Annotated in this window: 21 protein-coding genes; 7 read left to right on the top strand and 14 right to left on the bottom strand. The window is 63.9% G+C overall.

The genetic code is table 11. From position 1 onward, the window contains the following. Positions 1–5: 5 nt before the first annotated feature. From K320_RS0101050 to K320_RS0101060, 3 genes are read right to left on the bottom strand one after another with little or no spacing between them, the layout of a single operon-like run. Positions 6–1,418 (bottom strand): sodium:proton antiporter, encoded by a 1,413-nt coding sequence (locus K320_RS0101050; RefSeq protein WP_024537053.1) that lies wholly within the window; start codon positions 1,416–1,418, stop codon positions 6–8. A gap of 22 nt (positions 1,419–1,440) precedes the next feature. Continuing rightward, a complete protein-coding gene (gene pncB, locus K320_RS0101055) occupies positions 1,441–2,640 on the bottom strand; it encodes a nicotinate phosphoribosyltransferase (protein ID WP_024537054.1) in 1,200 nt (399 codons plus the stop codon). A 10-nt stretch (positions 2,641–2,650) separates the two neighbouring features. Beyond that, positions 2,651–3,124: an acyl-CoA thioesterase gene (locus tag K320_RS0101060; protein ID WP_024537055.1), complete on the bottom strand. Its 474-nt coding sequence runs from the start codon at positions 3,122–3,124 to the stop codon at positions 2,651–2,653. Positions 3,125–3,355: 231 nt separating this feature from the next. Here K320_RS0101060 and K320_RS0101065 point away from each other — a divergent pair, with 231 nt between their 5' ends. Next, complete coding sequence (locus K320_RS0101065) at positions 3,356–3,898, top strand: phasin family protein (protein ID WP_024537056.1); 543 nt, start codon at positions 3,356–3,358, stop codon at positions 3,896–3,898. A 220-nt stretch (positions 3,899–4,118) separates the two neighbouring features. Continuing rightward, on the top strand, positions 4,119–4,877 hold the full coding sequence (locus K320_RS0101070; protein ID WP_024537057.1) for a 3-hydroxyacyl-CoA dehydrogenase: 759 nt from the start codon (positions 4,119–4,121) through the stop codon (positions 4,875–4,877). Positions 4,878–4,927: 50 nt separating this feature from the next. On the opposite strand, the gene K320_RS0101075 is transcribed toward K320_RS0101070, so the two are convergent. The 3 genes from K320_RS0101075 to K320_RS0101085 form a co-directional block, all read right to left on the bottom strand. Then, on the bottom strand, positions 4,928–5,998 hold the full coding sequence (locus K320_RS0101075; protein ID WP_024537058.1) for a serine hydrolase: 1,071 nt from the start codon (positions 5,996–5,998) through the stop codon (positions 4,928–4,930). A 108-nt stretch (positions 5,999–6,106) separates the two neighbouring features. Continuing rightward, positions 6,107–7,645: a 2-isopropylmalate synthase gene (locus tag K320_RS0101080; protein ID WP_024537059.1), complete on the bottom strand. Its 1,539-nt coding sequence runs from the start codon at positions 7,643–7,645 to the stop codon at positions 6,107–6,109. A 221-nt stretch (positions 7,646–7,866) separates the two neighbouring features. Then, the gene (locus K320_RS0101085) at positions 7,867–8,379 is read right to left on the bottom strand and encodes a disulfide bond formation protein B (protein ID WP_024537060.1); all 513 of its coding nucleotides are present in this window, start codon (positions 8,377–8,379) and stop codon (positions 7,867–7,869) included. A 139-nt stretch (positions 8,380–8,518) separates the two neighbouring features. Between K320_RS0101085 and K320_RS0101090 the strand changes: the two genes are divergently transcribed. Then, complete coding sequence (locus K320_RS0101090; protein WP_024537061.1) at positions 8,519–8,962, top strand: universal stress protein; 444 nt, start codon at positions 8,519–8,521, stop codon at positions 8,960–8,962. A 48-nt stretch (positions 8,963–9,010) separates the two neighbouring features. Here K320_RS0101090 and K320_RS0101095 read toward each other — a convergent pair whose 3' ends face one another. The 7 genes from K320_RS0101095 to K320_RS0101125 form a co-directional block, all read right to left on the bottom strand. Then, positions 9,011–10,576 (bottom strand): malonate--CoA ligase, encoded by a 1,566-nt coding sequence (locus tag K320_RS0101095; protein ID WP_024537062.1) that lies wholly within the window; start codon positions 10,574–10,576, stop codon positions 9,011–9,013. Positions 10,577–10,584: 8 nt separating this feature from the next. Then, positions 10,585–11,391: an enoyl-CoA hydratase/isomerase family protein gene (locus tag K320_RS0101100; protein WP_024537063.1), complete on the bottom strand. Its 807-nt coding sequence runs from the start codon at positions 11,389–11,391 to the stop codon at positions 10,585–10,587. After that, the gene (gene lgt / locus K320_RS0101105; protein ID WP_024537064.1) at positions 11,381–12,202 is read right to left on the bottom strand and encodes a prolipoprotein diacylglyceryl transferase; all 822 of its coding nucleotides are present in this window, start codon (positions 12,200–12,202) and stop codon (positions 11,381–11,383) included. Before lgt ends, K320_RS0101100 begins: the two co-directional genes overlap by 11 nt. Before the next feature lie 127 nt (positions 12,203–12,329). Continuing rightward, positions 12,330–13,112 carry a 3-hydroxybutyrate dehydrogenase gene (locus K320_RS0101110; RefSeq protein ID WP_024537065.1) on the bottom strand — a complete coding sequence of 261 codons (783 nt, stop codon included), beginning with the start codon at positions 13,110–13,112 and terminating at the stop codon, positions 12,330–12,332. Positions 13,113–13,213: 101 nt separating this feature from the next. After that, positions 13,214–14,932: an acyl-CoA dehydrogenase family protein gene (locus K320_RS0101115; RefSeq protein ID WP_024537066.1), complete on the bottom strand. Its 1,719-nt coding sequence runs from the start codon at positions 14,930–14,932 to the stop codon at positions 13,214–13,216. 27 nt (positions 14,933–14,959) lie between these two features. Next, positions 14,960–15,607, bottom strand: coding sequence for a TetR/AcrR family transcriptional regulator (locus tag K320_RS0101120; RefSeq protein WP_024537067.1), 648 nt, complete (start codon positions 15,605–15,607; stop codon positions 14,960–14,962). Between the two features lie 179 nt (positions 15,608–15,786). After that, positions 15,787–16,218, bottom strand: a complete 432-nt coding sequence (locus K320_RS0101125) for a PaaI family thioesterase (RefSeq protein ID WP_024537068.1) — start codon at positions 16,216–16,218, stop codon at positions 15,787–15,789. Between the two features lie 165 nt (positions 16,219–16,383). Between K320_RS0101125 and ilvD the strand changes: the two genes are divergently transcribed. After that, positions 16,384–18,078 (top strand): dihydroxy-acid dehydratase, encoded by a 1,695-nt coding sequence (gene ilvD, locus K320_RS0101130; RefSeq protein WP_024537069.1) that lies wholly within the window; start codon positions 16,384–16,386, stop codon positions 18,076–18,078. A 28-nt stretch (positions 18,079–18,106) separates the two neighbouring features. On the opposite strand, the gene K320_RS0101135 is transcribed toward ilvD, so the two are convergent. Continuing rightward, positions 18,107–18,349: a TIGR04438 family Trp-rich protein gene (locus K320_RS0101135; protein ID WP_024537070.1), complete on the bottom strand. Its 243-nt coding sequence runs from the start codon at positions 18,347–18,349 to the stop codon at positions 18,107–18,109. A 107-nt stretch (positions 18,350–18,456) separates the two neighbouring features. On the opposite strand from K320_RS0101135, the gene K320_RS0101140 reads away from it, so the two are divergent. From K320_RS0101140 to K320_RS0101150, 3 genes are all read left to right on the top strand, one after another. Next, entirely contained in the window at positions 18,457–18,762 is a 306-nt protein-coding gene (locus K320_RS0101140; protein ID WP_024537071.1) for a c-type cytochrome, read from the top strand. Positions 18,763–18,957: 195 nt separating this feature from the next. Next, positions 18,958–20,259, top strand: coding sequence for a class I SAM-dependent methyltransferase (locus K320_RS0101145; RefSeq protein WP_024537072.1), 1,302 nt, complete (start codon positions 18,958–18,960; stop codon positions 20,257–20,259). Continuing rightward, positions 20,256–20,834, top strand: coding sequence for a peroxidase-related enzyme (locus K320_RS0101150; protein ID WP_024537073.1), 579 nt, complete (start codon positions 20,256–20,258; stop codon positions 20,832–20,834). Before K320_RS0101145 ends, K320_RS0101150 begins: the two co-directional genes overlap by 4 nt. Positions 20,835–20,866: the final 32 nt, after the last annotated feature.

The following is a 20,866-nucleotide window of genomic DNA, read 5'->3' on the forward strand; positions in this document are numbered from 1 at the left end:
ACTCCTCAGAAGAACAGCCAGGTGATGACGATGAACAGCGGAATCAGAATGCCGCCCGACCACAGCATGTAGCCGAAGAACCCCGGCATCTTCACCCCGCGGTCCTCGGCGATCGCCTTCACCATCAGATTGGGGGCATTGCCAATATAGGTATTGGCACCCATGAAGACCGAACCGGCCGAAATCGCCGCCAGCGTCGCCGCGTGCGTGGTCATCAGGGTCGCGGCGTCGCCGCCGGCGGTGTTGAAGAACACCAGATAGGTGGGCGCGTTGTCCAGCACCGACGACAGCAGTCCCGTGGCCCAGAAGTACATGGCCGGCAGCGGTTCGCCGTCGGCGCCGGTCACGGCCGCGACGATGGGGCCGAACGCTCCGTCGACGCCGGCGCGCAGCATCGCAATCACCGGAATGATGGTGAGAAAGATGCCCGCGAACAGCTTGGCCACCTCCTGCATCGGCCCCCAGCTGAACTGGTTGGCCTCATGCACCGCGCGCGGCGTGAGCGCCAGCGAGATCAGCGTGATGGCAACCATCCCGGCGTCGCGCACCAGCCCCGGCAGGCCGACAGCGGTGCCCGCCAGCTCCCACTGCACCGGCGATTGCCACAGGCCGCTCATCAGCACCAAACCGACGATAGCCAGCAGCAGCACGAAGTTGATCTTGCCGTCAAAGCCCAGCGCGTCCTGCGGCGAATCGGGCGTGGGGTCTGCCTGGTTGCGCTCGCCCTGCTGGCGAAAGTACCAGGAATCCAGCGCAAAGAACAAGGCCAGCAGCACACCCACGAGCAACAGCGTCTCGAAGACGATGTGATCCACGGTCCAGAAAAACGTCACACCCTTCAGGAAGCCAAGGAACAGCGGCGGATCGCCCAGTGGGGTCAGCGAGCCGCCGGCGTTGGAGACGATGAAGATGAAGAAAACCACCACGTGCGCCACATGCTTGCGGTTGTCGTTGGCGCGAATCAAGGGGCGAATCAAGAGCATCGAAGCCCCCGTCGTCCCCATGAAGCTCGCCAGCACCGCGCCTATGGCCAGAATGCCCGCGTTGAGCAGCGGCGTGCCGCGCAGGTTGCCACGGATATAGATGCCGCCGGCCACGGTGAACAGCGCCGTCAGCAGGATGACGAACGGCAGGTATTCGGCCACCAGCGCATGCACCAGGCCCTGGCCTGCGGCGCCCCAGCCGAACACCAGCGCAAAGGGGATGAAGAAAGCCAGCGCCCAGGCCGCCGTGACCTTGCCAAAGTGGTGGTGCCAGAAGATCGGTGCCAGCATGGGCAGCAGCGCGATCGAAAGCAGCACGCCGGCGAACGGCACACCCCACCAGCCGGCCAGCTGGCTGCCATCGATCTCGCTGGCTGCCGCCAGCATCGGCAGCAGACCCAGGCTGGCCAGCAGCCAGCAACGCAGTGACTTCACCGGGAAATTCCTTGGACAGAGGTTACGCAGGACTCGGAATATCGAACACCTGGCGCAGGTAGGCCAAATATTTTTCATCGTTGCACATGTTCTTGCCGGGCGCATCCGAGAGTTTGGCGACCGGCTGGCCGTTGCACCGCGTCATCTTGATGACGATTTGCAGCGGCTCGTAGCCCAGATCATTGGTCAGGTTGGTGCCTATGCCGAAGGCCAGCAGGCAGCGGCCATGAAACCGCTGGTAGAGCTCGATGATGCGCGGCACCGTCAGCCCGTCGCTGAAGATCAGCACCTTGGTCAGCGGATCGACCCGGTTGTCGCGGTAGTGCTGCAGCATGCGCTCGCCCCAGGCGAAGGGGTCGCCGCTGTCGTGGCGCGCGCCGTCAAACAGCTTGCAGAAGTACAGATCAAAATCGCGCAGGAAGGCCGACATGCCGTACACGTCCGACAGCGCAATGCCCAGGTCGCCGCGGTACTCCTTGGCCCAGACTTCAAAACCATAGATCTGCGTGTCGCGCAGGCGCGGACCCAGCGACTGGCAGGCCTGCAGGTACTCATGCGCCATCGTGCCCAGCGGTGTCAGGCCCAGCTTCATCGCATACAGCACGTTGCTGGTGCCGGCGAATTTGCCACTCAAGCCGCGACGCTTGTCTTCCACGCCCAGCCGCCCCGCCAGGGTGCGCAGCAGCTCTGCGTGCCAGTCACGCGAAAAGCGCCGGCGCGTGCCGTAATCGGCAATCTTCAGCTCCGTCAGACCGGCGCCATGCAGCTGATCGATCTTGACCCCCAGGCGTTTTCTGCCTTCCTCGTAATCCGGCCGGGGATGCTGGTTGCGAAAGTACACCTCATTGACGATGGACAGCACCGGTATCTCGAACAGGATGGTGTGCAGCCACGGGCCGACGATGACAATGTCGATCTCGCCGCTTGGCAGAGGCGTCACCCGGATGTACTTCTCATTGAGTCGAAACAGCCCGAGGAAATCAACGAAATCGCTCTTGATGAAGCGCATCGAGCCCAGGTAGGCCAGCTCCTGCTCGCTGAGCTGCAGCTGACACAGCGCGCGGATTTCCTCGCGGATTTCATCGACGTAAGGCGCAAGCGCCACACCGGGCGTGCGGCACTTGAAGCGGTACTCCACCTGGGCACCGGGGAAGTGATGCAGCACCACCTGCATCATGGTGAATTTGTACAGATCGGTGTCGAGCAGGCTCTGGATAATCATGAAAAGGCGATCAACGGGGTATCAACAGACCTTGCAGCGCCTGCCTCAACGTATCGGGCAGCGGCCTTGGACGACGGTCTTCGCGCCCGACATACACATGCACAAAATGCCCGCAGGCCGCCGCCAGCGCCTCGCCCTGCGCAAACAGACCGACTTCGTAGCGCACGCTGCTTTTGCCCAGATGGGCCACGCGCAGCCCGGCCTCCACCGTCTGCGGGAAGGCCAGCGGGGCGAAATAATTGCACTGCGTCTCTATCACCAGGCCAATGGTGTCGCCGTGGTGGATATCCAGCGCACCCTGCTCGATCAACCAGGCGTTGACGGCGGTATCAAACCAGCTGTAATAGACCACGTTGTTGACGTGACCGTAGACATCGTTGTCCATCCAGCGCGTGCCGATGGGTCGAAAGACGCGATAGGCCTCTCTCGCGGGAGGCGCCAAACGGGGACCAGACGAAGGGGACGCAGGGGAAGCAGCAGACATGATTGGGCCATTGTGCCAGCAGCCCCGAGCACGCTGGCCGCAGAGGGTTGCCGCTGCGGCAGCCGATGAAAACACACTTGGCAACAAATAAATGCTGCAGCGCAACAAAAACCGCTTGCAATCCCGTGGAGCACCCCTATAATTCGATCCATGCTGCACTGCAACATAAGTTGATCAGAGCAGTCCCATGAATCGCGCCAACTGGCGTACTGTCAACTTAGGAGTTCCATCATGTCGTTGCCCCAAGAACAATTCCTGGCCGCCCAGAAGGCCAACCTCGAAACCCTGTTCGGCCTGACCAGCAAGGCCTTCGAAGGCGTCGAGAAGCTCGTCGAACTGAACGTGACCGCCTCGCGCGCCGCGCTGTCGGAAGCCAACGCCCACGCCCAGGCCGTGCTGTCCGCCAAGGATGCGCAAGAGCTGCTGACGCTGCAAGCCAGCCTGTTCCAACCCCTGGCCGAAAAGACCCTGGCCTACAGCCGTCACGTGTACGACATCGCGTCCAACACCAGCACTGAGTTCGGCAAGGCGTTCGAAGTCAAGGCTGCCGATGCACAGCGCACCTTCTCCGAATTTGTCGAGAACACCGCCAAGAACGCTCCCGCCGGTACCGAAACCACCGTCGCCGTGTTCAAGAGCGCCGTCTCGGCCGCCAACAACGCGTTTGAATCGGTGCAAAAGGCTGTCAAGCAAGCCACCGACATGGCTGAAGCCAACTTCAACGCCGCGACCGCCAGCGCCACCAAGGTTGCTGCCGCTGGCCGCAAGCGCTGATCGCAGAAATACAACAGGGCGCTTGAACCGATAAAGGGTTTTCCCTTATACTGGCGCCACGTGACTTCGGTCACCTGTTTCGGTTGTCTCCTTGGATCCTCACGAAATGTCAATTTCTGGATCCCTTCAAGCCCGGTCTCGTACCGGGCTTTTTTTTGCCTGCATCGCGTCCGCGTCTCTCGGCCATAATTGACGTTCACGTCAACTCATCGAGGTTTCCATGGACATCAAGGGCAAGGTATTCATTGTCACCGGGGGCGCATCCGGTCTGGGCGAAGGCACGGCGCGCATGCTGGCCGCAGCCGGCGCCACCGTGGTGATCGCCGACATGCAGGCAGAACGTGGCGAAGCCGTGGCGCGCGAAATCAACGGCCAGTTCGTACGCTGCGATGTCAGCAGCGAGGCAGATGCCCAGGCCGCCGTGGACAAGGCGGTATCGCTGGGCAAGCTGATGGGGCTGGTGAACTGCGCCGGCATCGCTCCGGCAGAAAAGACGGTGGGCAAGAAAGGCGCGCACCCACTGGCGACATTCAGCAAGACCGTCACCGTGAACCTCATCGGCACCTTCAACATGATCCGCCTGGCCGCCGAGGCCATGAGCAAGAATGAGCCCGAAGCCACGGGCGAGCGCGGCGCAATCGTCTCGACCGCCAGCGTCGCCGCCTACGATGGCCAGATCGGCCAGGCCGCATACGCAGCATCCAAGGGTGGCGTCGTCGGCATGACATTGCCGATCGCGCGCGACCTGGCGCGCAGCGGCATCCGCAACATGACGATTGCCCCGGGCATCTTCGGCACCCCGATGCTGTTCGGCATGCCGCAGGAAGTGCAAGACGTACTCGCCGCCAGCGTCCCCTTCCCCAGCCGGCTGGGAACACCCCAGGATTACGCCAAGCTGGTGCACCACATCTTCGAGAACGACATGCTCAATGGCGAGGTAATCCGCCTCGACGGCGCGATTCGCATGGCACCCAAATGACACATGGCCCCTCGGGGCCATGCTGCACGGGGCGCGAAAAAGGCGGGGGGTCAGCCGTTGGACGCAAAGCCGCTGGCTGCCGTCGGGCCGCCCAGGCGCGAGCTGCGCTGCACCCAGGAGCGCACGCGTTCGGCGTCGGCAATCCGGCTGAACTTGCCGGCGGAATCCAGGAACACCATGATGAGCTTGCGCCCGGCAATTTCCGCCTGCATCACCAGGCAGCGGCCGGCTTCGGAGATATAGCCCGTCTTCTGCAGGCCGATATCCCAGGCCGGGCTCTTCACGAGGCGATTGGTGTTGTTGAACTGCAGCGTGCGGCTGCCCACTTCGACCTCATAGCCCGGGGATGTGGTGAGCTCGCGCAGCAAAGGATCGTGGTAGGCCACACCCACCAGGCGCGCAAGGTCACGCGCACTGGACCGGTTCTGGCTCGACAGGCCCGTAGGCTCCACGTAGCGGGTGTCGTGCATGCCCAGCAACTGGGCCTTGGCATTCATGCGCTCGACGAACATCGGCATGCCGCCCGGGTAGGTGCGTCCCAGCGCATGCGCGGCTCGGTTCTCGCTGGCCATCAGCGCCAGGTGCAAAAGCTCGCCGCGCGTCAGCGTCGCGCCCACGACGAGGCGGGAGCGGCTGTGTTTTTCGGTATCCACATCGTCCTGGGTGATCGTGATCGGCGTATCCATGGGCAGATGCGCTTCGGAGATCAAGAGACCCGTCATCAGCTTGGTGATGGAAGCGATCGGCAGGACCGCCTCATCGTTCTTGCTGAGCAACACCTCGTGCGTATCCTGATCCATCACCAGCGCCACGCTGGAGGCCAGGTCCAGTGGATCCGAGGCCGAGTGCAAGCCCATCTTCTGCCCCACCGACAACACCGCCGGTGCCGCTGCCACATGCGCTCGCACCCGGCTGCGCCTGGTCGTTGCGGTCTTGCGCTTGGCAGTCACCGCCCTGGCACTCTTGGTGGGCGTGTGTTTGGCCTGGCTGGCGGCCACCGCTTTCTTGGGCTGGTGCTTCTTGCCAGCCGCTTGCACCCCCGGGCTTGCCAGCGCTATCGCCATCGCCAGCAACGAGACCCAGCGCAGCCAACGAGAACCAAGGGAAAGGGTGATGCGCATTCGAGACTCCAGCACAGGCGAAAAAGTGTGCGCAAGTGTACAGATTCAAAAAAAGCCGCGCAAGAACAATATCTTGCGCGGCATACCTAAAAATGACTTGAAGCTCGTTCAGCCCTGCGCCGCTATCCGGTCGCTGCCATGGTGCAAGCGGTTGAGCGCGCTCAGATACGCCTTGGCGGAGGCGACGATGATGTCCGGATCGGCCCCGGAACCGTTGACCACATGCCCACCGCTGGCAAGGCGCACCGTCACCTCCCCCTGCGCATCGGTCGAGCCGTTGATGGCGTTGACCGAGTACAGCGTCATCTCCGCGCCGCTCTTGACATAGGATTCGATCGCCTTGAGCGAGGCATCCACCGGTCCATTGCCCTCGGCCTCGCTGCGCACCTCCTTGCCGCTGACCGTGAACACGATGTTCGCCTTCGGGCGTTCGCCGGTCTCGCTGTGCTGCGACAGCGATACAAAACCGTACTGCTCCTGCCCCTGGGCATGCGCTCCGTCGCTCACCAGCGCCAGAATGTCTTCGTCGAAGATCTCGCTCTTGCGGTCCGCCAGCTCCTTGAAACGCGCGAATGCCGCCAGGATTTCCGCTTCGGACTCAAGCTCCACGCCCAAATCCTGCAAGCGCTGCTTGAAGGCATTGCGCCCCGAAAGCTTGCCCAGCACGATCTTGTTGGTGCTCCAGCCCACATCCTCGGCGCGCATGATCTCGTAGGTATCGCGCGCCTTGAGCACGCCGTCCTGGTGGATGCCGCTGGCATGCGCGAAGGCGTTCGCCCCCACCACCGCCTTGTTCGGCTGCACGACAAAGCCGGTGGTCGAGCTCACCAGCTTGCTCGCGGCCAGAATTTGCGAGGTATCGATGCCCACCTGCAGGCCGAAATAGTCCTTGCGGGTTTTCACCGCCATCACCACCTCTTCGAGCGAGCAGTTGCCCGCGCGCTCGCCCAGGCCATTGATGGTGCATTCGACCTGGCGCGCGCCGCCGATCTTCACACCCGCCAGGCTGTTGGCCACGGCCATGCCCAAGTCGTTGTGGCAATGCACGCTCCAGATCGCCCTGTCGCTGTTGGGCACTTTTTCACGCAGGGTTTTGATGAAATTGCCGTAGAGCTCGGGAATGCCGTAGCCGACGGTGTCGGGGATATTGATGGTGGTCGCGCCTTCCTGGATGACGGCCTCGCAGACACGGGCGAGAAAATCGATCTCGCTGCGGTAGCCGTCCTCGGCGCTGAATTCGATGTCGTCGCGCAAATTGCGCGCAAAACGCACCGCCAGCTTGGCTTGCTCGAACACCTCGTCGGGCGTCATGCGCAGCTTCTTTTCCATGTGCAGCGGGCTGGTGGCGATGAACAGGTGGATGCGCGCATTGCTCGAATCCTTGAGCGCCTCGGCCGAGCGCGCGATGTCGCGGTCGTTGGCGCGCGCCAGCGAGCAGATGGTGGAATCCTTGATGGTGCGCGCAATCGCCTGCACGCACTCGAAGTCGCCGTTGCTGCTGGCGGCAAAGCCGGCCTCGATCACGTCCACCTTCAGGCGTTCAAGCTGGCGCGCGATGCGCAGCTTTTCGTCGCGGGTCATCGAGGCGCCGGGCGATTGCTCGCCGTCACGCAAGGTGGTGTCGAAGATGATAAGTTTGTCGGTCATGGTTTTTGCTCCTTGCCACCAGCAACGCGAATGAAAACGGCCCGCTGCTGGAGCATGCGGGCCGTTGGGTATTCGAATCGTTGAAAAAAGAGTGAACGCGCCAGCCCGCTACCTATGGCAGTAGCGCCAGTAGAGCCAGCAGCGGCGACGCCGCGGGTGCGGTGGCGCGAAGGTGCATGGTGGCGAGGGCGTTCATGCGCGCAAATGTAGCACAGCCGCCGTCACGCAGTGCGCCGGATCGCCGCGCGCGCCAGCATCGCGATCAGCACCAGCGCAAAGAGCGTGAAGCAGATGAAGGACCAGTTGGCGATCGAGCCGCCGAGAAAGCGCCAATCGACCACCGTGCAATCGCCCGAGCCGCGAAAGATCATCGGGATGGCGCGGCTCAAGGCGTAGTTTTCGATGATGCCGTAGAAGTCGCGCCCGCAGGTGGCGATCTCGGGCGGGTACCACTGCAGCCAGCTCTGGCGCGCGGCGACGAAAGCGCCAAAGCCGGCGCTGGCCAGCGCCAGTAGGCTCCAGACGATGCGCCAGAGCGCGCCGCCCCGGCTCGCGGCCATGCCCGTGAAGACCGCCACCGCGATCAGCGCGTAGCGCTGCACGATGCACATCGGGCAAGGCTCCAGGCCCTGGCCGTATTGCAGGTAGAGGCCAAAGAGCAGCATCGCCACACAGGCGGCGCTGATCAGCGCCAGCAGGCGGCGCGGTGAATTCCACAATCCATTGACCAACACGTTTTTCCTTGTTCTGCGATAAGAGAGACGCCAATTTTCCTGCACTCGCAAGCTCCGCATGGGTATCCTCGGGCAGCAGTGGGCGCACGCCATGCTCGGAGTGTGCCCGCGTGACAGAGTTCAACCAGGAGTTCTCACCATGTACAAACGCATCCTGATCGCCACCGATGGCTCGCCGCTTTCGCAAAAAGCCGTGGCCAGCGGACTGGCGTTGGCCGCCATGACCCGTGCCCGGGTCATCGCGCTCAAGGTCGTCCCGCGCTATCCGCGCAATTTCTTCGACGGTGGCCTGACGCTGGACGTGCTCGAGATCAAGCGCATTGAAGAGCAATGGAGCGCACAGGCGCATGAGCTGCTGGCCAAGGTGAAAAAGGCCGGCACCGAGGACGGCGTGATGGTCAAGACCATCGTCGCCAAGTCAGACCTGGTGGCCGAGGCCATCATCGCCGCCGCAAAGAAGCACGATTGCGACCTGATCGTGATGGCCTCGCACGGGCGCAAAGGCGTCAAGCGCGTGCTGCTGGGCAGCGAGACGCTGAACGTGCTGACGCACTCGGAAATTCCGGTGCTGGTGCTGCGCTGAGATTCAAGCCAAATCTGGCTCTGGCGCCCGCCAGTCAAGCGCGAACAGCTATGCTTTCAGGAACAAACCCTGGTACTGCTCGCGCAGCAGGTTTTTCTGCACCTTGCCCATGCTGTTGCGCGGCAGCTCGGCGGCGATGAAGCAGCGCTTGGGCACCTTGAAGTGCGCGAGCTGCCCGCGCAGCTTGGCGATGATGGCCTCGGCGTCCGGCGTGGCCCCGGCGCGCGGCACGATGATGGCCACCCCCACCTCGCCGAAATCGGCATGCGGCACGCCGACGACGGCGCTCTCCATCACGCCGGGCAGCTCGTTGATGAAGCTCTCGATCTCGGCCGGGTAGACGTTGAAGCCGCCGCTGATGATGAGATCCTTGCTGCGCCCGACGATGGTGACGTAGCCGCGCGCATCCTGCTGGCCCACGTCGCCGGTCTTGAACCAGCCGCCTGCGGCAAACTCCTGCGCGGTTTTCTCGGGCATGTGCCAGTAGCCCTGGAACACATTGGGGCCGCGCACCTGGATGTTCCCGATCTCGCCCGCGGGCAGCATCTGGCCTGCATCGTCCACCACGCGCAGATCGGTGCCCGGCAGCGGAAAGCCGACGGTGCCGCCCCGGCGCTCGTTCTGGCCCGCGTAGCGCGCGTCCGCGCGGTAGGGGTTGGAGCAGAGCATGGCCGTCTCGCTCATGCCGTAGCGCTCCAGGATGGTGTGGCCGGTGCGCTGCTGCCAGGCGGCAAAGGTATCGACCAGCAGCGGCGCAGAGCCCGAGATGAACAGCCGCATGTGCGCCGCCGCCTCGCGCGTGAGCGCGGACTCGGCCAGCATGCGCACGTAGAGCGTGGGCACGCCCATGAACACCGTTGCACGCGGCATGGCGGCGATCGTCGCCCTCGGATCAAACTTGTTGAACCAGAGCATGGGGCTGCCGTTGATGAGCGCACCATGCACGCCGACGAACAGGCCATGCGCGTGGTAGATCGGCAGCGCGTGGACCAGCACGTCATCCTTCTGCCAGCCCCAGTAATCCTGAAGCACCAGCGCGTTGGAGAGCAGGTTGCCGTGCGAGAGCATCGCGCCCTTGCTGCGCCCGGTGGTGCCGCTGGTGTAGAGGATGCAGGCCAGATCGTCCTTGCCGCGCACCACCGGCAGGTGCTGATCGCTGCAATGCGCGGCGCGCTCCAAAAGGCTGCCGCCGCGGTCCTGCCCCAACGTGAAGACGTTGCGCGTGCCCGCCTTGAAGGCGATTTTCGATACCCAGCCAAAATGCTCTGGCGAGCAGACCACCACGGCGGGCTGCGCGTCGCCGATGAAGTACTCGATCTCGGCCTTCTGGTACGCGGTGTTGAGCGGCAGAAAAATACAGCCCACGCGCAGCGTGGCCAGGTAGAGCAGCAGGGCCTCGACCGATTTTTCCACCTGTACCGCGATGCGGCTGCCTTCGGGCAGTTGGAGCGACACGAGCAGGTTGGCGATGCAGGCGCTGGCGCGCTCCAGATCACGCCAGGAGTAATTCAGCGGCGCGCCATCGGGCGTGCTGGCAAACACCGCCGTCTGGTCCAGATCCTGGGGAAAGGCGGCGCGCAGCGCGCTGAACAGGTTTTGGGAAGGAAACTGCATGACGGCCCTCAGAACTCGGGTGTGCGTTTGGCAAGAAAGGCCTCTATGCCTTCGCGGTGCTCGCGACTACTGGCATAGGCGTAGGGATCATGATTATCAAAAACAGTAGCTTCCTGCGCATATCCATCCTGCGCTATTGCCGCATTTGACTGATGCAATTTACGCAGCGTGCGCTTGTTCAGGCGTGCGGCCTGCGGCGCCAGGCGCGCGATGCGCAAGGCCGTCTCGTGCGCCTGCTGCGCCAGCGCATCCGCCTGCACCACAGCGGCGAGAAAGCCGCGCTGCGCCATCTGCGGCGCATCCAGCACCGCCGCCGCGAGCAGCATCTGCCGCGCCGTGGCGTCACCCACGCTGCTGGCCACCAGCGCCGCCTCGCGCGGCGCCATCGGAAAGCCCAGCCTGGCGATCGGCGCGCCAAAGCGGGCGCCCTCTTGCGCAATGCGGATATCGCAGCAGCTGGCGATCTCCACGCCCGCGCCCATGCAGGCGCCGCGAATGGCGGCGACGATGGGAACGTCACACGCCAGCATGGCCGAGAGACCGCCCCAGACCTCTTCCTCATGAAAGGCGCGCAATTGCGCGGCATCGAAGCGAAACGCCGGGTATTCGGAGATGTCGCCCCCGGCGCAGAAGGCAGCACCCTCGCCCTCCACGACCACGCAGCGCGCATCGGGATCGCGCTGGATGCTCTCGAAAACACTGCGCAGTTCGCGCCACATGGCACGCGTCATGGCGTTCAGGCGCCCCTCATTCGCCAGCGTGACGCGGGCTATGCCAGCGTCGTCTGCCTCCCGCAGCAGCACGCTACCGGGCATGTGCCACTCCCTTGCGCCGCGCCCACAGCCACAGGCCCACGCCCACCGCGATCATCGGCAGGCACAGCCACTGGCCCATGCTCAGGCCCAGCGAGAGCAAGCCCAGAAAATCGTCGGGCTCGCGGAAATATTCGGCGATGAAGCGCAGGCAGCCATAGCCCACGAGGAACGCCGCGGTCACCTCGCCGCGCTTGCGCGGGCGCCGGGCATACAGCCACAGCAGCACGAAGAGCAGCAGCCCTTCGAGCAGGAACTGGTAGATCTGCGACGGATGGCGCGGCTGCATGGAGCCGCTTTGCGGAAACACCATGGCCCAGGGCAGATCGGGCGAGGCAAAACGCCCCCAGAGCTCGCCATTGATGAAGTTGCCCACGCGCCCCGCAGCAAGGCCCGTGGGAACGCAGGGCGCCACGAAATCCACCACCTGCAGCCACGGCCGCTTGCGCGACCAGGCGTACCAGACCATGGCCGCGCCCACGCCGAGCATGCCGCCGTGAAAGCTCATGCCGCCATGCCAGACCTGGAAAATCTCCAGCGGGTGCGCGGCGTAGTACCCGGGTTTGTAGAAAAAACAATAGCCCAGCCGCCCACCGAGGATCACGCCCAGCACGCCAAGAAAAAGGATGTCTTCCACATCCTTGCGGCTCCAGGCCTGATCACCGGCCAGCGAGGCATAGGGCTGGTGCTTCAGGCGCAGCGTGCCCAGCCACATGAAGAGTCCGAACGCGGCCAGATAGGTCAGGCCGTACCAGTGGATGGCCAGCGGCCCGATCTGCAGCGCCACTGGATCGATATGGGGGTACATCAACATGGCAGGGATTGTGCAGCAGGGCACCCCCTACCCTGCCGCACCCATGTCGCCCGAACGAGGCTTGCGGCGACGCTGAACAAGTTGTCGCGGTGGTGCGCGACAGGCGCGGGACCTGTTCCGCGCCGCCTTACTGCATGAACCAGCCGTGGCTCACCACCAGCGACTGGCCGGTGAGCGCATTGCTCGGCCAGGCGGCAAAGGTGAGCGCCGCCTGGGCGATGTCGTCCACGGTGGTGAATTCGCCATCGACGGTGTCCTTAAGCATCACGTTCTTGATCACGTCGGCCTCGCTGATGCCGAGTTCCTGCGCCTGCTCGGGAATCTGCTTTTCCACCAGCGGCGTGCGCACGAAGCCCGGGCAGATGACGTTGCTGCGGATGTTGTGCGCGGCGCCTTCCTTGGCGATGACCTTGGCCAGGCCCTCCAGGCCGTGCTTGGCGGTGACATAGGGGCTCTTGAGTTTGGACGCCTCCTTGGAGTGCACCGAGCCCATGAAGATGATGGAGCCGCCGCGGCCCGACGCGATCATCTGGCGCACCGCCGCGCGCGAGGTGAGAAAGCCGCCATCCAGGTGCACCGCCAGCAGCTTCTTCCAGTTGGCGAAGGTGAAATCCTGGATCGGCGCGACGATCTGGATGCCGGCGTTGCTGACCAGGATGTCCACCGCGCCGAGCTGTTTCTGCACCTGCGCAAAGCCGTCATCGACCGCCTGCTCGCTGGTCACGTCCATGGCGATGCCCAGGGTCTTGACACCCTTTCTGGCAATTTCATCGGCCGTCGCCTGCGCATCGGCCTGCCTGAGGTCCGCCACGACGACATTGGCCCCGGCGTCGCCGAACACCTCGGCGATGCGTTTGCCGAGACCACTCGCGGCACCGGTGACGAGGGCCGTCCTGCCCTTGAGGCTCAGCGTGGTGGATGCCTGAACTTGTTGATCACTCATGATTCACTCCTTTATCCATGTTCAATTGGGGAGCCTGAGCAGGTTGTCAAGACCATGAGCAGAACTGTTCAAGCCTCCTGAACCATGGCGCGGCGCACCATCCTGCTGGCACCCTCCTGGGTGATGGCAGCACCGGCCAGCGTGCCGTAATGGGCACCCCACATGCCAGCGGGGTTGAGCCCACGCGTTGCCAGAAAAAGATCTGCCACCTCGGACGTGCTGTGGCGCAGCAGCTCGGCGGCCTGCATCGTGCGGGCGATGGCCTCGGTCATCGGGCGGGTGAGGAATTCATCCGCCACCGACTGGCGCATGAGCTGTTCGGCATGCGCCACCATGGCATCAAAACGGGCGTCCTGGCCCCTCAAGGGCTGGAACTCGTGCAGCACGGCATCGATGACCTGCGGCTCCTTGGTCAACGAACGGCGCACATCCAGGCACATCATGTTGGCCGCGCCTTCCCAGACGCTGTTGAGCGGCGATTCGCGGAACACCCGGGCGATCGGGTTTTCTTCGATGAAGCCATTGCCGCCGTGGCATTGCAGCGCTTCGTTGGCGATCGAAGGAGCGCGCGAGCAATTGAAGAACTTGGCCGCGGGCGTGGCAACACGCGCCAGCAGGCGCTGCATCTCGTCGCTCTCCATGTGGTCGGTGGCGCGGGCCACGCGAAGCGCCATCAGCGTTGCCGCTTCCACCTCCACGGCCATGTCCGCGAGCACGTTCACCATCATCGGCCGCTCGGCAATCGACGTTCCCCAGGCCTTGCGCGTGGTGGTGTGGCGCAGCGCTAGCGTCAGTGCCTGGCGCATCTGCCCGGCCGAGCCGATGGCGAAATCCAGCCGGGTCAGGTGCGAATGCGAAAGGATTTCACGCAGACCATGGCCTTCTTCGCCTACCCGGATGGCCAGCGTGCCGGAGTACTCCACCTCGCTCGACGCGTTGGACTTGTTGCCCGACTTGTCCTTGAGCCGCTGGATGAAGAAACGGTTGTAGCTGCCATCGGGCAGGGTGCGCGGCAGGAAAAAGCAGGTCACGCCGCCATTGACCGTGGCCAAGGTGAAGAAGCCATCGGACTGCGGCACCGAACAGAACCACTTGTGCCCCGTCAGCTCATACCAGTGCGCGACGGCGCCGTGGTAGTCACCCGCATGCGAATAGCGCGCCGTGGTCTGCGTTGCACGCAGGTCCGAGCCACCCTGCTTTTCCGTCATTCCATAGCCGATCACGACCGAAGGCTTCAGGCCCACTTCCCTGCGGCTGAATTCGTAGGTCGTGCCCTTGACCTTCTCGGCCCAGATCGCCAGCGCCGGCTCGCGCTCGAACCCCGGGTAGGCCGCGTAGGCCATGCCCATGGGGCAGGCAGTGCCATGCTCGACCTGGTTCCACAGGTAGGACAGCACGGCGCGTGCCACATGTCCGTGCTGCTCTCTGGTCCGCCAGGCAAGACTAGGCACTTCATGCTTCCAGCAAAGCGCCATCAGCTGGTGCCAGCTCGGATGAAAATCCACCCAATCGATGCGGTTGCCAAAGCGATCGTGGGTCTTGAGCTCGGGCAGATTGCGGTTGGCCAGGCGAGCCAGCTCCTGCACCTCCTCCTCTCCGGCCACCGCACCCAGCGCCGCGCAGCGCTCGGCCGCCCAGGGCGCTTCTCGCTCAATCACGCCACGCACCACTGCGTCGCCACTGAATGCGTTAAACCCAGCAGCGGGCTTGGCCTGGTTGTAGACCGCATGGGTGCCGTAGCGGTCGGAGGCGGTCGCAAGAATTTCGGGGGACAGAGGCTTGTTCATGGTCATCTCCTGGGTTACGGGCGGGTCTCACGGGACATCGGGGTGACTTGCCACACTGGCACAGGCCAATCGGGCAATCTGGTGGGCCAGCATGGCGACTTCCTGCTGGTGGTTTTCCGCTGCGGGGTGCGGCTGGCGATTCAGGGGCGACAGCGGGCCGATCAGGCCTTCCATGAAGCCACCCACAATTACCGTGGCCGCGACGTCACTGCGCACATCCCTGCGTATTTGTCCGTCGGACTGCCCGGCTTCAATGATGGAACGAATCACCTCACTGATGGCAGCCCGGTAACGCAGCCGCGCCTCGTCAATCTCTTTGTCGCAAGGCTCTGCGATCAGGGCATACGCCAGTCGGGGGCTGCGCATCGCCCGGCAGACAAAAGAGGTCACGGCCGAGTGCAAACGCTCCAGGGCCGAATCGTCCGACAGGGCAATTTCGGAAAGCACATCCACCTCGCGCTGCGAGACGGCCGAAAGCACCTCGGCAAACAACTCTGCCTTCGACGGGAAATAGCGGTACACGCTCCCCGTGGCCATGCCCGCCGACGCCGCGACACTCGCCACCTGGGCCTCCATCCATCCACCTTCTTTGACGAGTGCGCGCGCCGCCGCCAGGATACGCAGGCGGTTGTCCTGCAGGCGTGCTTCAACGGAAGGGGTTTGTCGGTAGGCCACAAAAAATGAATTTCAGTTCACGGCGGTGTGAATCGTAATTCATTTTTTGTTTTTGCAAATTTTTCGCTCTTTCGCCGCCCGGATTGACGGTATCGAGCTGACGGCACCGGGCACCACGCAAGGCCATCCGCGAAACGTGCGAAGCCGGACAAGGCGACGGGAACAGGTTGATCTCCGGCTCAGGCGCCTGGATCGAAATACATGAACGTGGCCTGCATCAGCGCAACCACCTTGTACGTCTCCCCATCATCGCCATACGCGCGCACCTCCCCCGTGCCAACCGCAATCGTGCGTCCTGCCTGCACCACCGTGCCCACCGCCACAAAGCGCGATCCCAACGCTGGACGCATGAAATTGACTTTGAACTCCGCGGTGACGATTTCGTGGCGATCCGTTGGCGCGCGGGTCAGCGCCGCATAGCCGCAGGCGCTGTCGACGATGCTGGTGATAGCCCCGGCGTGCGCATAGCCATGCTGCTGCGACAGCGCGCTGCTGAAGGGCATTTCAATCTCGACCACGCCATCGGCCACCTGCGTGAGGCGCGCGCCTAGGGTTTTCATCAAGCCCTGGGCATTGAAGCTGGTGCTGATCCGCTCGGTCAGAGCATTCATTTGGGTCCTCCGGAAATATGCATTTCGATAGCTGCATGCGCTTGGGGCACAAGCCTCAACCCTGATTTTGATGCAAATTCCGCCGCCCGCGCCGGGCCAATCGGCTCGCACTACACTTGCAGGCGTTTCTTTCAACCGGTGGCCGCTGCGCCACCCCTGCGAGCCATGACCGATCCCAAAGCCATCAACCACCGCTCCGCCCATATCACCGAAGGCAAGGCGCGCGCGCCCAACCGCTCCATGTTCTACGGCATGGGCTACAAGGAAGAGGATTTCAAGAAACCCATGGTCGGCGTGGCCAACGGCCACAGCACCATCACGCCGTGCAACGCCGGGCTGCAGAAGCTGGCGGACGCCGCCGTCGAGGGCATCCACCAGGCGGGCGGCAATGCACAGACCTTCGGCGTGCCCACCATCTCCGACGGCATGGCCATGGGCACCGAGGGCATGAAATATTCGCTGGTGAGCCGCGAGGTGATTTCCGATTGCGTGGAAACCTGCGTGCAGGGCCAGTGGATGGATGGCTGCGTGGTGATCGGCGGCTGCGACAAGAACATGCCCGGCGGCATGATGGGCATGCTGCGCTCCAACGTCCCCAGCATCTACGTCTACGGCGGCACCATCCTGCCAGGCTGCGCCAACGGCTGCGACCTGAACATCGTGAGCGTGTTCGAGGCCGTGGGCGAGAACGCCGCCGGCAAGATCGACGACGGCGAGCTCAAGAACATCGAGCAGCACGCCATCCCCGGCTGCGGTTCGTGTGGCGGCATGTACACCGCCAACACCATGAGCAGCGCCTTCGAGGCCATGGGCATGAGCCTGCCCTACTCCAGCACCATGGCCAACCCGCATGCGGAAAAAGTCGATTCCGCGCGTGAATCGGCCAAGGTGCTGATCGAGGCGATCAAGAAAGACCTCAAGCCGCGCGACATCGTCACGCGCAAGTCCATCGAGAACGCGGTGGCCGTGATCATGGCCGTGGGCGGCTCGACCAACGCGGTGCTGCACTTCCTGGCCATCGCGCACGCGGCGGGCGTGGAGTGGACGATTGACGACTTCGAGCGCGTGCGCAAGAAGGTGCCGGTGTTCTGCGACTTGAAGCCCAGCGGCAAGTACCTGGCGGTCGATCTGCACAAGGCCGGCGGCATTCCGCAGGTGATGAAGATGCTGCTGAATGCCGGCCTGCTGCACGGCGACTGCATCACCATCACCGGCAAGACGATTGCCGAAACGCTCCAGGACATCCCTGACGCGCCGCGCGCCGATCAGGACGTGATCCACCCCATCACCCAGCCGCTGTATGCGCAGGGGCATCTGGCGATCCTGCGCGGCAACCTGAGCACCGAAGGCTGCGTGGCCAAGATCACCGGCCTGAAGAACCCCGTGATGACCGGCCCGGCGCGCGTGTTCGACGACGAGCAGTCGGCGCTCGCCGCCATCCTCGACCACCAGATCCAGGCCGGCGACGTGATGGTGCTGCGCTACCTCGGCCCCAAGGGCGGCCCGGGCATGCCCGAGATGCTGGCGCCCACCGGCGCGCTGATCGGCGAAGGCCTGGGCGAGAGCGTGGGACTGATCACCGACGGGCGGTTTTCCGGCGGCACCTGGGGCATGGTGGTCGGCCACGTGGCGCCGGAGGCCTACGTGGGCGGCACGATCGCGCTGGTGCAGGAGGGTGATTCGATCACCATCGATGCGCACCAGCTGGTGCTGCAACTCAATGTGCCTGAAACCGAAATCGCCAAACGCCGCGCCGCCTGGAAGGCACCGGCGCCGCGCTACACGCGCGGCGTGCTGGCCAAGTTCGCGCGCAATGCATCGACCGCCAGCCGCGGCGCGGTGCTCGACGCATTCGACTGACCCCCCCGTTGCCGCCGGCCGCGCTGCTTCAGCGCGGCCGGCGCGGCGCCATGCCCAGCGTTTCCTTCTGCCGCTCGATGCGATCTTTCTTGCGTTCGTCCATTTTTTCCATCGCCTTGCGCTTGGTGTAGCCCGTCATGTCCGCCCAGGCCCACCACAGCAGCGTGACGGCGAAGGGCGACAGCACCCACCACCAGGACCACTGCGCCACCGGGCCGATTTCCAGGTATTTCAGCGCCACCAGCAGGATGCCCAGAATCAAGGTGTACACAAGCTGCTCCAAGGTAAATAATCGTGAACGCGCTGGCCAAGTCAACGCCTGTTACTAGAATAGCGTTATCTGAACCGTATTTCCAGCCAACCGTAAAGGAAGTCACCATGAAAGCTGCTTTGATTGCCATGACCCTGGCATTTGCCGCGTCTTCTCCCGCCTTCGCCAACGAGGCGCTGGCCAAATCCAAGAACTGCATGGCCTGCCACAGCATCGACAAAAAAGTCGTGGGTCCAGCCTACAAGGATGTGGCCAAGAAGTTCGCCGGCCAGAAAGATGCCGAAGCCCAGCTGATCAAGGCCGTGCTCAAGGGCAGCTCGGGCGTCTGGGGCCCGGTGCCCATGCCCGCCAATGCCAATGTCAGCGATGCGGAAGCCAAGCAGCTGGTCGACTGGATCCTGTCGCTCAAGTAAACCCGCTGAAACCGGCTGCGCCTTGGCGCGCAGTTTCCACAAAAGGCCGCACGGAATTCCCTGCGGCTTTTTTTGCGCGCGCCTGCGGCATGAAACTGCGCGAATATCAGGGTTTTTCGCTAATGCCCATTCGGTGAAAGCAGGAAATACTTTAGAACGGGATATTCGCAACAGACAAGCAAGGAGACCCGTGCGATGAAACTGCCGTACGACGCTTTGGAAACCCGGTTGGCGCAGTCCCCGGTGCCTATGCGCATACAGCTGCCTGGCGGAGACTGCGTTGGTCCGGCCGACGCGGCCCTCTCGCTCACGCTGCGCGATCAGACGGCGATCGCGGCGCTTGCCACCGGCGCCATCGGCACGGTGGGCGCTGACATCGTCGAGGGGCGTGTTCAATTCGAAGGCAGCGTGCGCGATCTGATGGTGGCCGCGCAAGCGCTGCTGAGCACCGATCCGGCGCAGGACGAACACGCCAGCTGGTGGCGCCAGGCGCTGGCCTGGTATGTCTCCAGGGCCAGGCACACCACGGCCAGGGACGCGCAGAACATCCAGTTCCATTACGACATTTCCGACGATTTCTACGCCCTGTGGCTGGACCCGTACCGGGTCTATTCCTGCGCCTACTACCGCACGCCCGAGATGACGCTGGCGCAGGCGCAGGAGGCCAAACTCGATCACATCTGCCGCAAGCTGCAGCTCAAGCCGGGCGAACGGCTGCTGGACATCGGCTCGGGCTGGGGCGGCATGCTGCTGTGGGCGGCGGAGCATTACGGCATCGATGGCATCGGCATCACGCTCTCGCACAACCAGTACACCTATGTGCAGCAGCAGATCGAGGCACGCGGTCTCACGGGCCGCGTGCGCGTGCTGCTGCAGGATTACCGCGAGTTGCAGGTGGACGAGCCCTTCGACAAGATCTCCTCGATCGGCATGTTCGAGCATGTGGGCCGCGCGCAGATGCCCACCTACTTCGGCACCCTGCGCCGCCTGCTCAAGCCCGGAGGCCTGGCGATGAACCACGGCATCACCGCCGGCGGCGTGGACAACACCGAGCTGGGCGCCGGCATGGGCGAGTTCATCGACCGCTACATCTTCCCGGGCGGCGAGCTGCTGCACGTGAGCGTGGCGCTGCACGAAATCGCCAGAGCGGGGCTGGAGATGGTGGATACCGAGAACATCCGCCCGCACTACGCAAAAACCCTCTGGGCCTGGTCGGATGCGCTGGAAGCGCAGCTGCCCCGGGCGCGCGAGATTCTCAACACGCAGCACGGCACGGAGAACGGCGAAAAAGTCCTGCGCGCCTACCGCCTCTACCTTGCGGGCTGCGCGCTGGGCTTTGAGCAAGGCTGGGTGGCGCTGCACCAGATTCTGATGATCCACCCCGACGGGCGGCAGGAGACAGGCACAATGCCCGGAGCGCAATCGTGCTATCCCTTCAACCGCGAATACATCTACACGCCGCCGCAGGCCGGCGCCACCCCCAAGAGAGAGCCATGACCGAACGCTACCCCGCCCCCACTCTGGACAGCCTGCCCGAGGACATCCGCACCCGCATCCTGGAGGTGCAGGAGAAGGCCGGCTTCATCCCCAATGTCTTCCTCGGCTTCGCGCGGCGTCCGGCGGAGTGGCGCGCGTTCTTCGCCTACCACGATGCGCTGATGCTGAAGGAAGAAGGCCACCTCACCAAGGGCGACCGCGAGATGATCGTGGTGGCCACCAGCGCGGTGAACCAGTGCCTGTACTGCGTGGTGGCGCACGGCGCCATCCTGCGCATCTACGAGAAAAAGCCGCTGGTGACCGACCAGGTGGCGGTGAACTACCGCAAGGCCGACATCACGCCGCGCCAGCGTGCCATGCTCGATTTCGCCCTCAAGGTCTGCCAGCAGTCCAGCGCCATCGAGGAGGCCGACTTCGAGCGGCTGCATGCGCACGGCTTTGATGACGAGGACATCTGGGACATTGCCGCCATCACCGCGTTCTTTGGTCTCTCCAACCGCATGGCGAGCTTTTCCGGGATGATGCCCAACCCCGAGTTCTACCTGATGGGCCGTCAGCCGCGCGAGAAGAAGTAAAAAAATAGCTGCTGGCGCTTTGCAGAAAAGCG

The organism is Comamonas badia DSM 17552 (assembly GCF_000484635.1).
Taxonomy (GTDB): Bacteria; Pseudomonadota; Gammaproteobacteria; order Burkholderiales; family Burkholderiaceae_C; genus Comamonas_C; species Comamonas_C badia.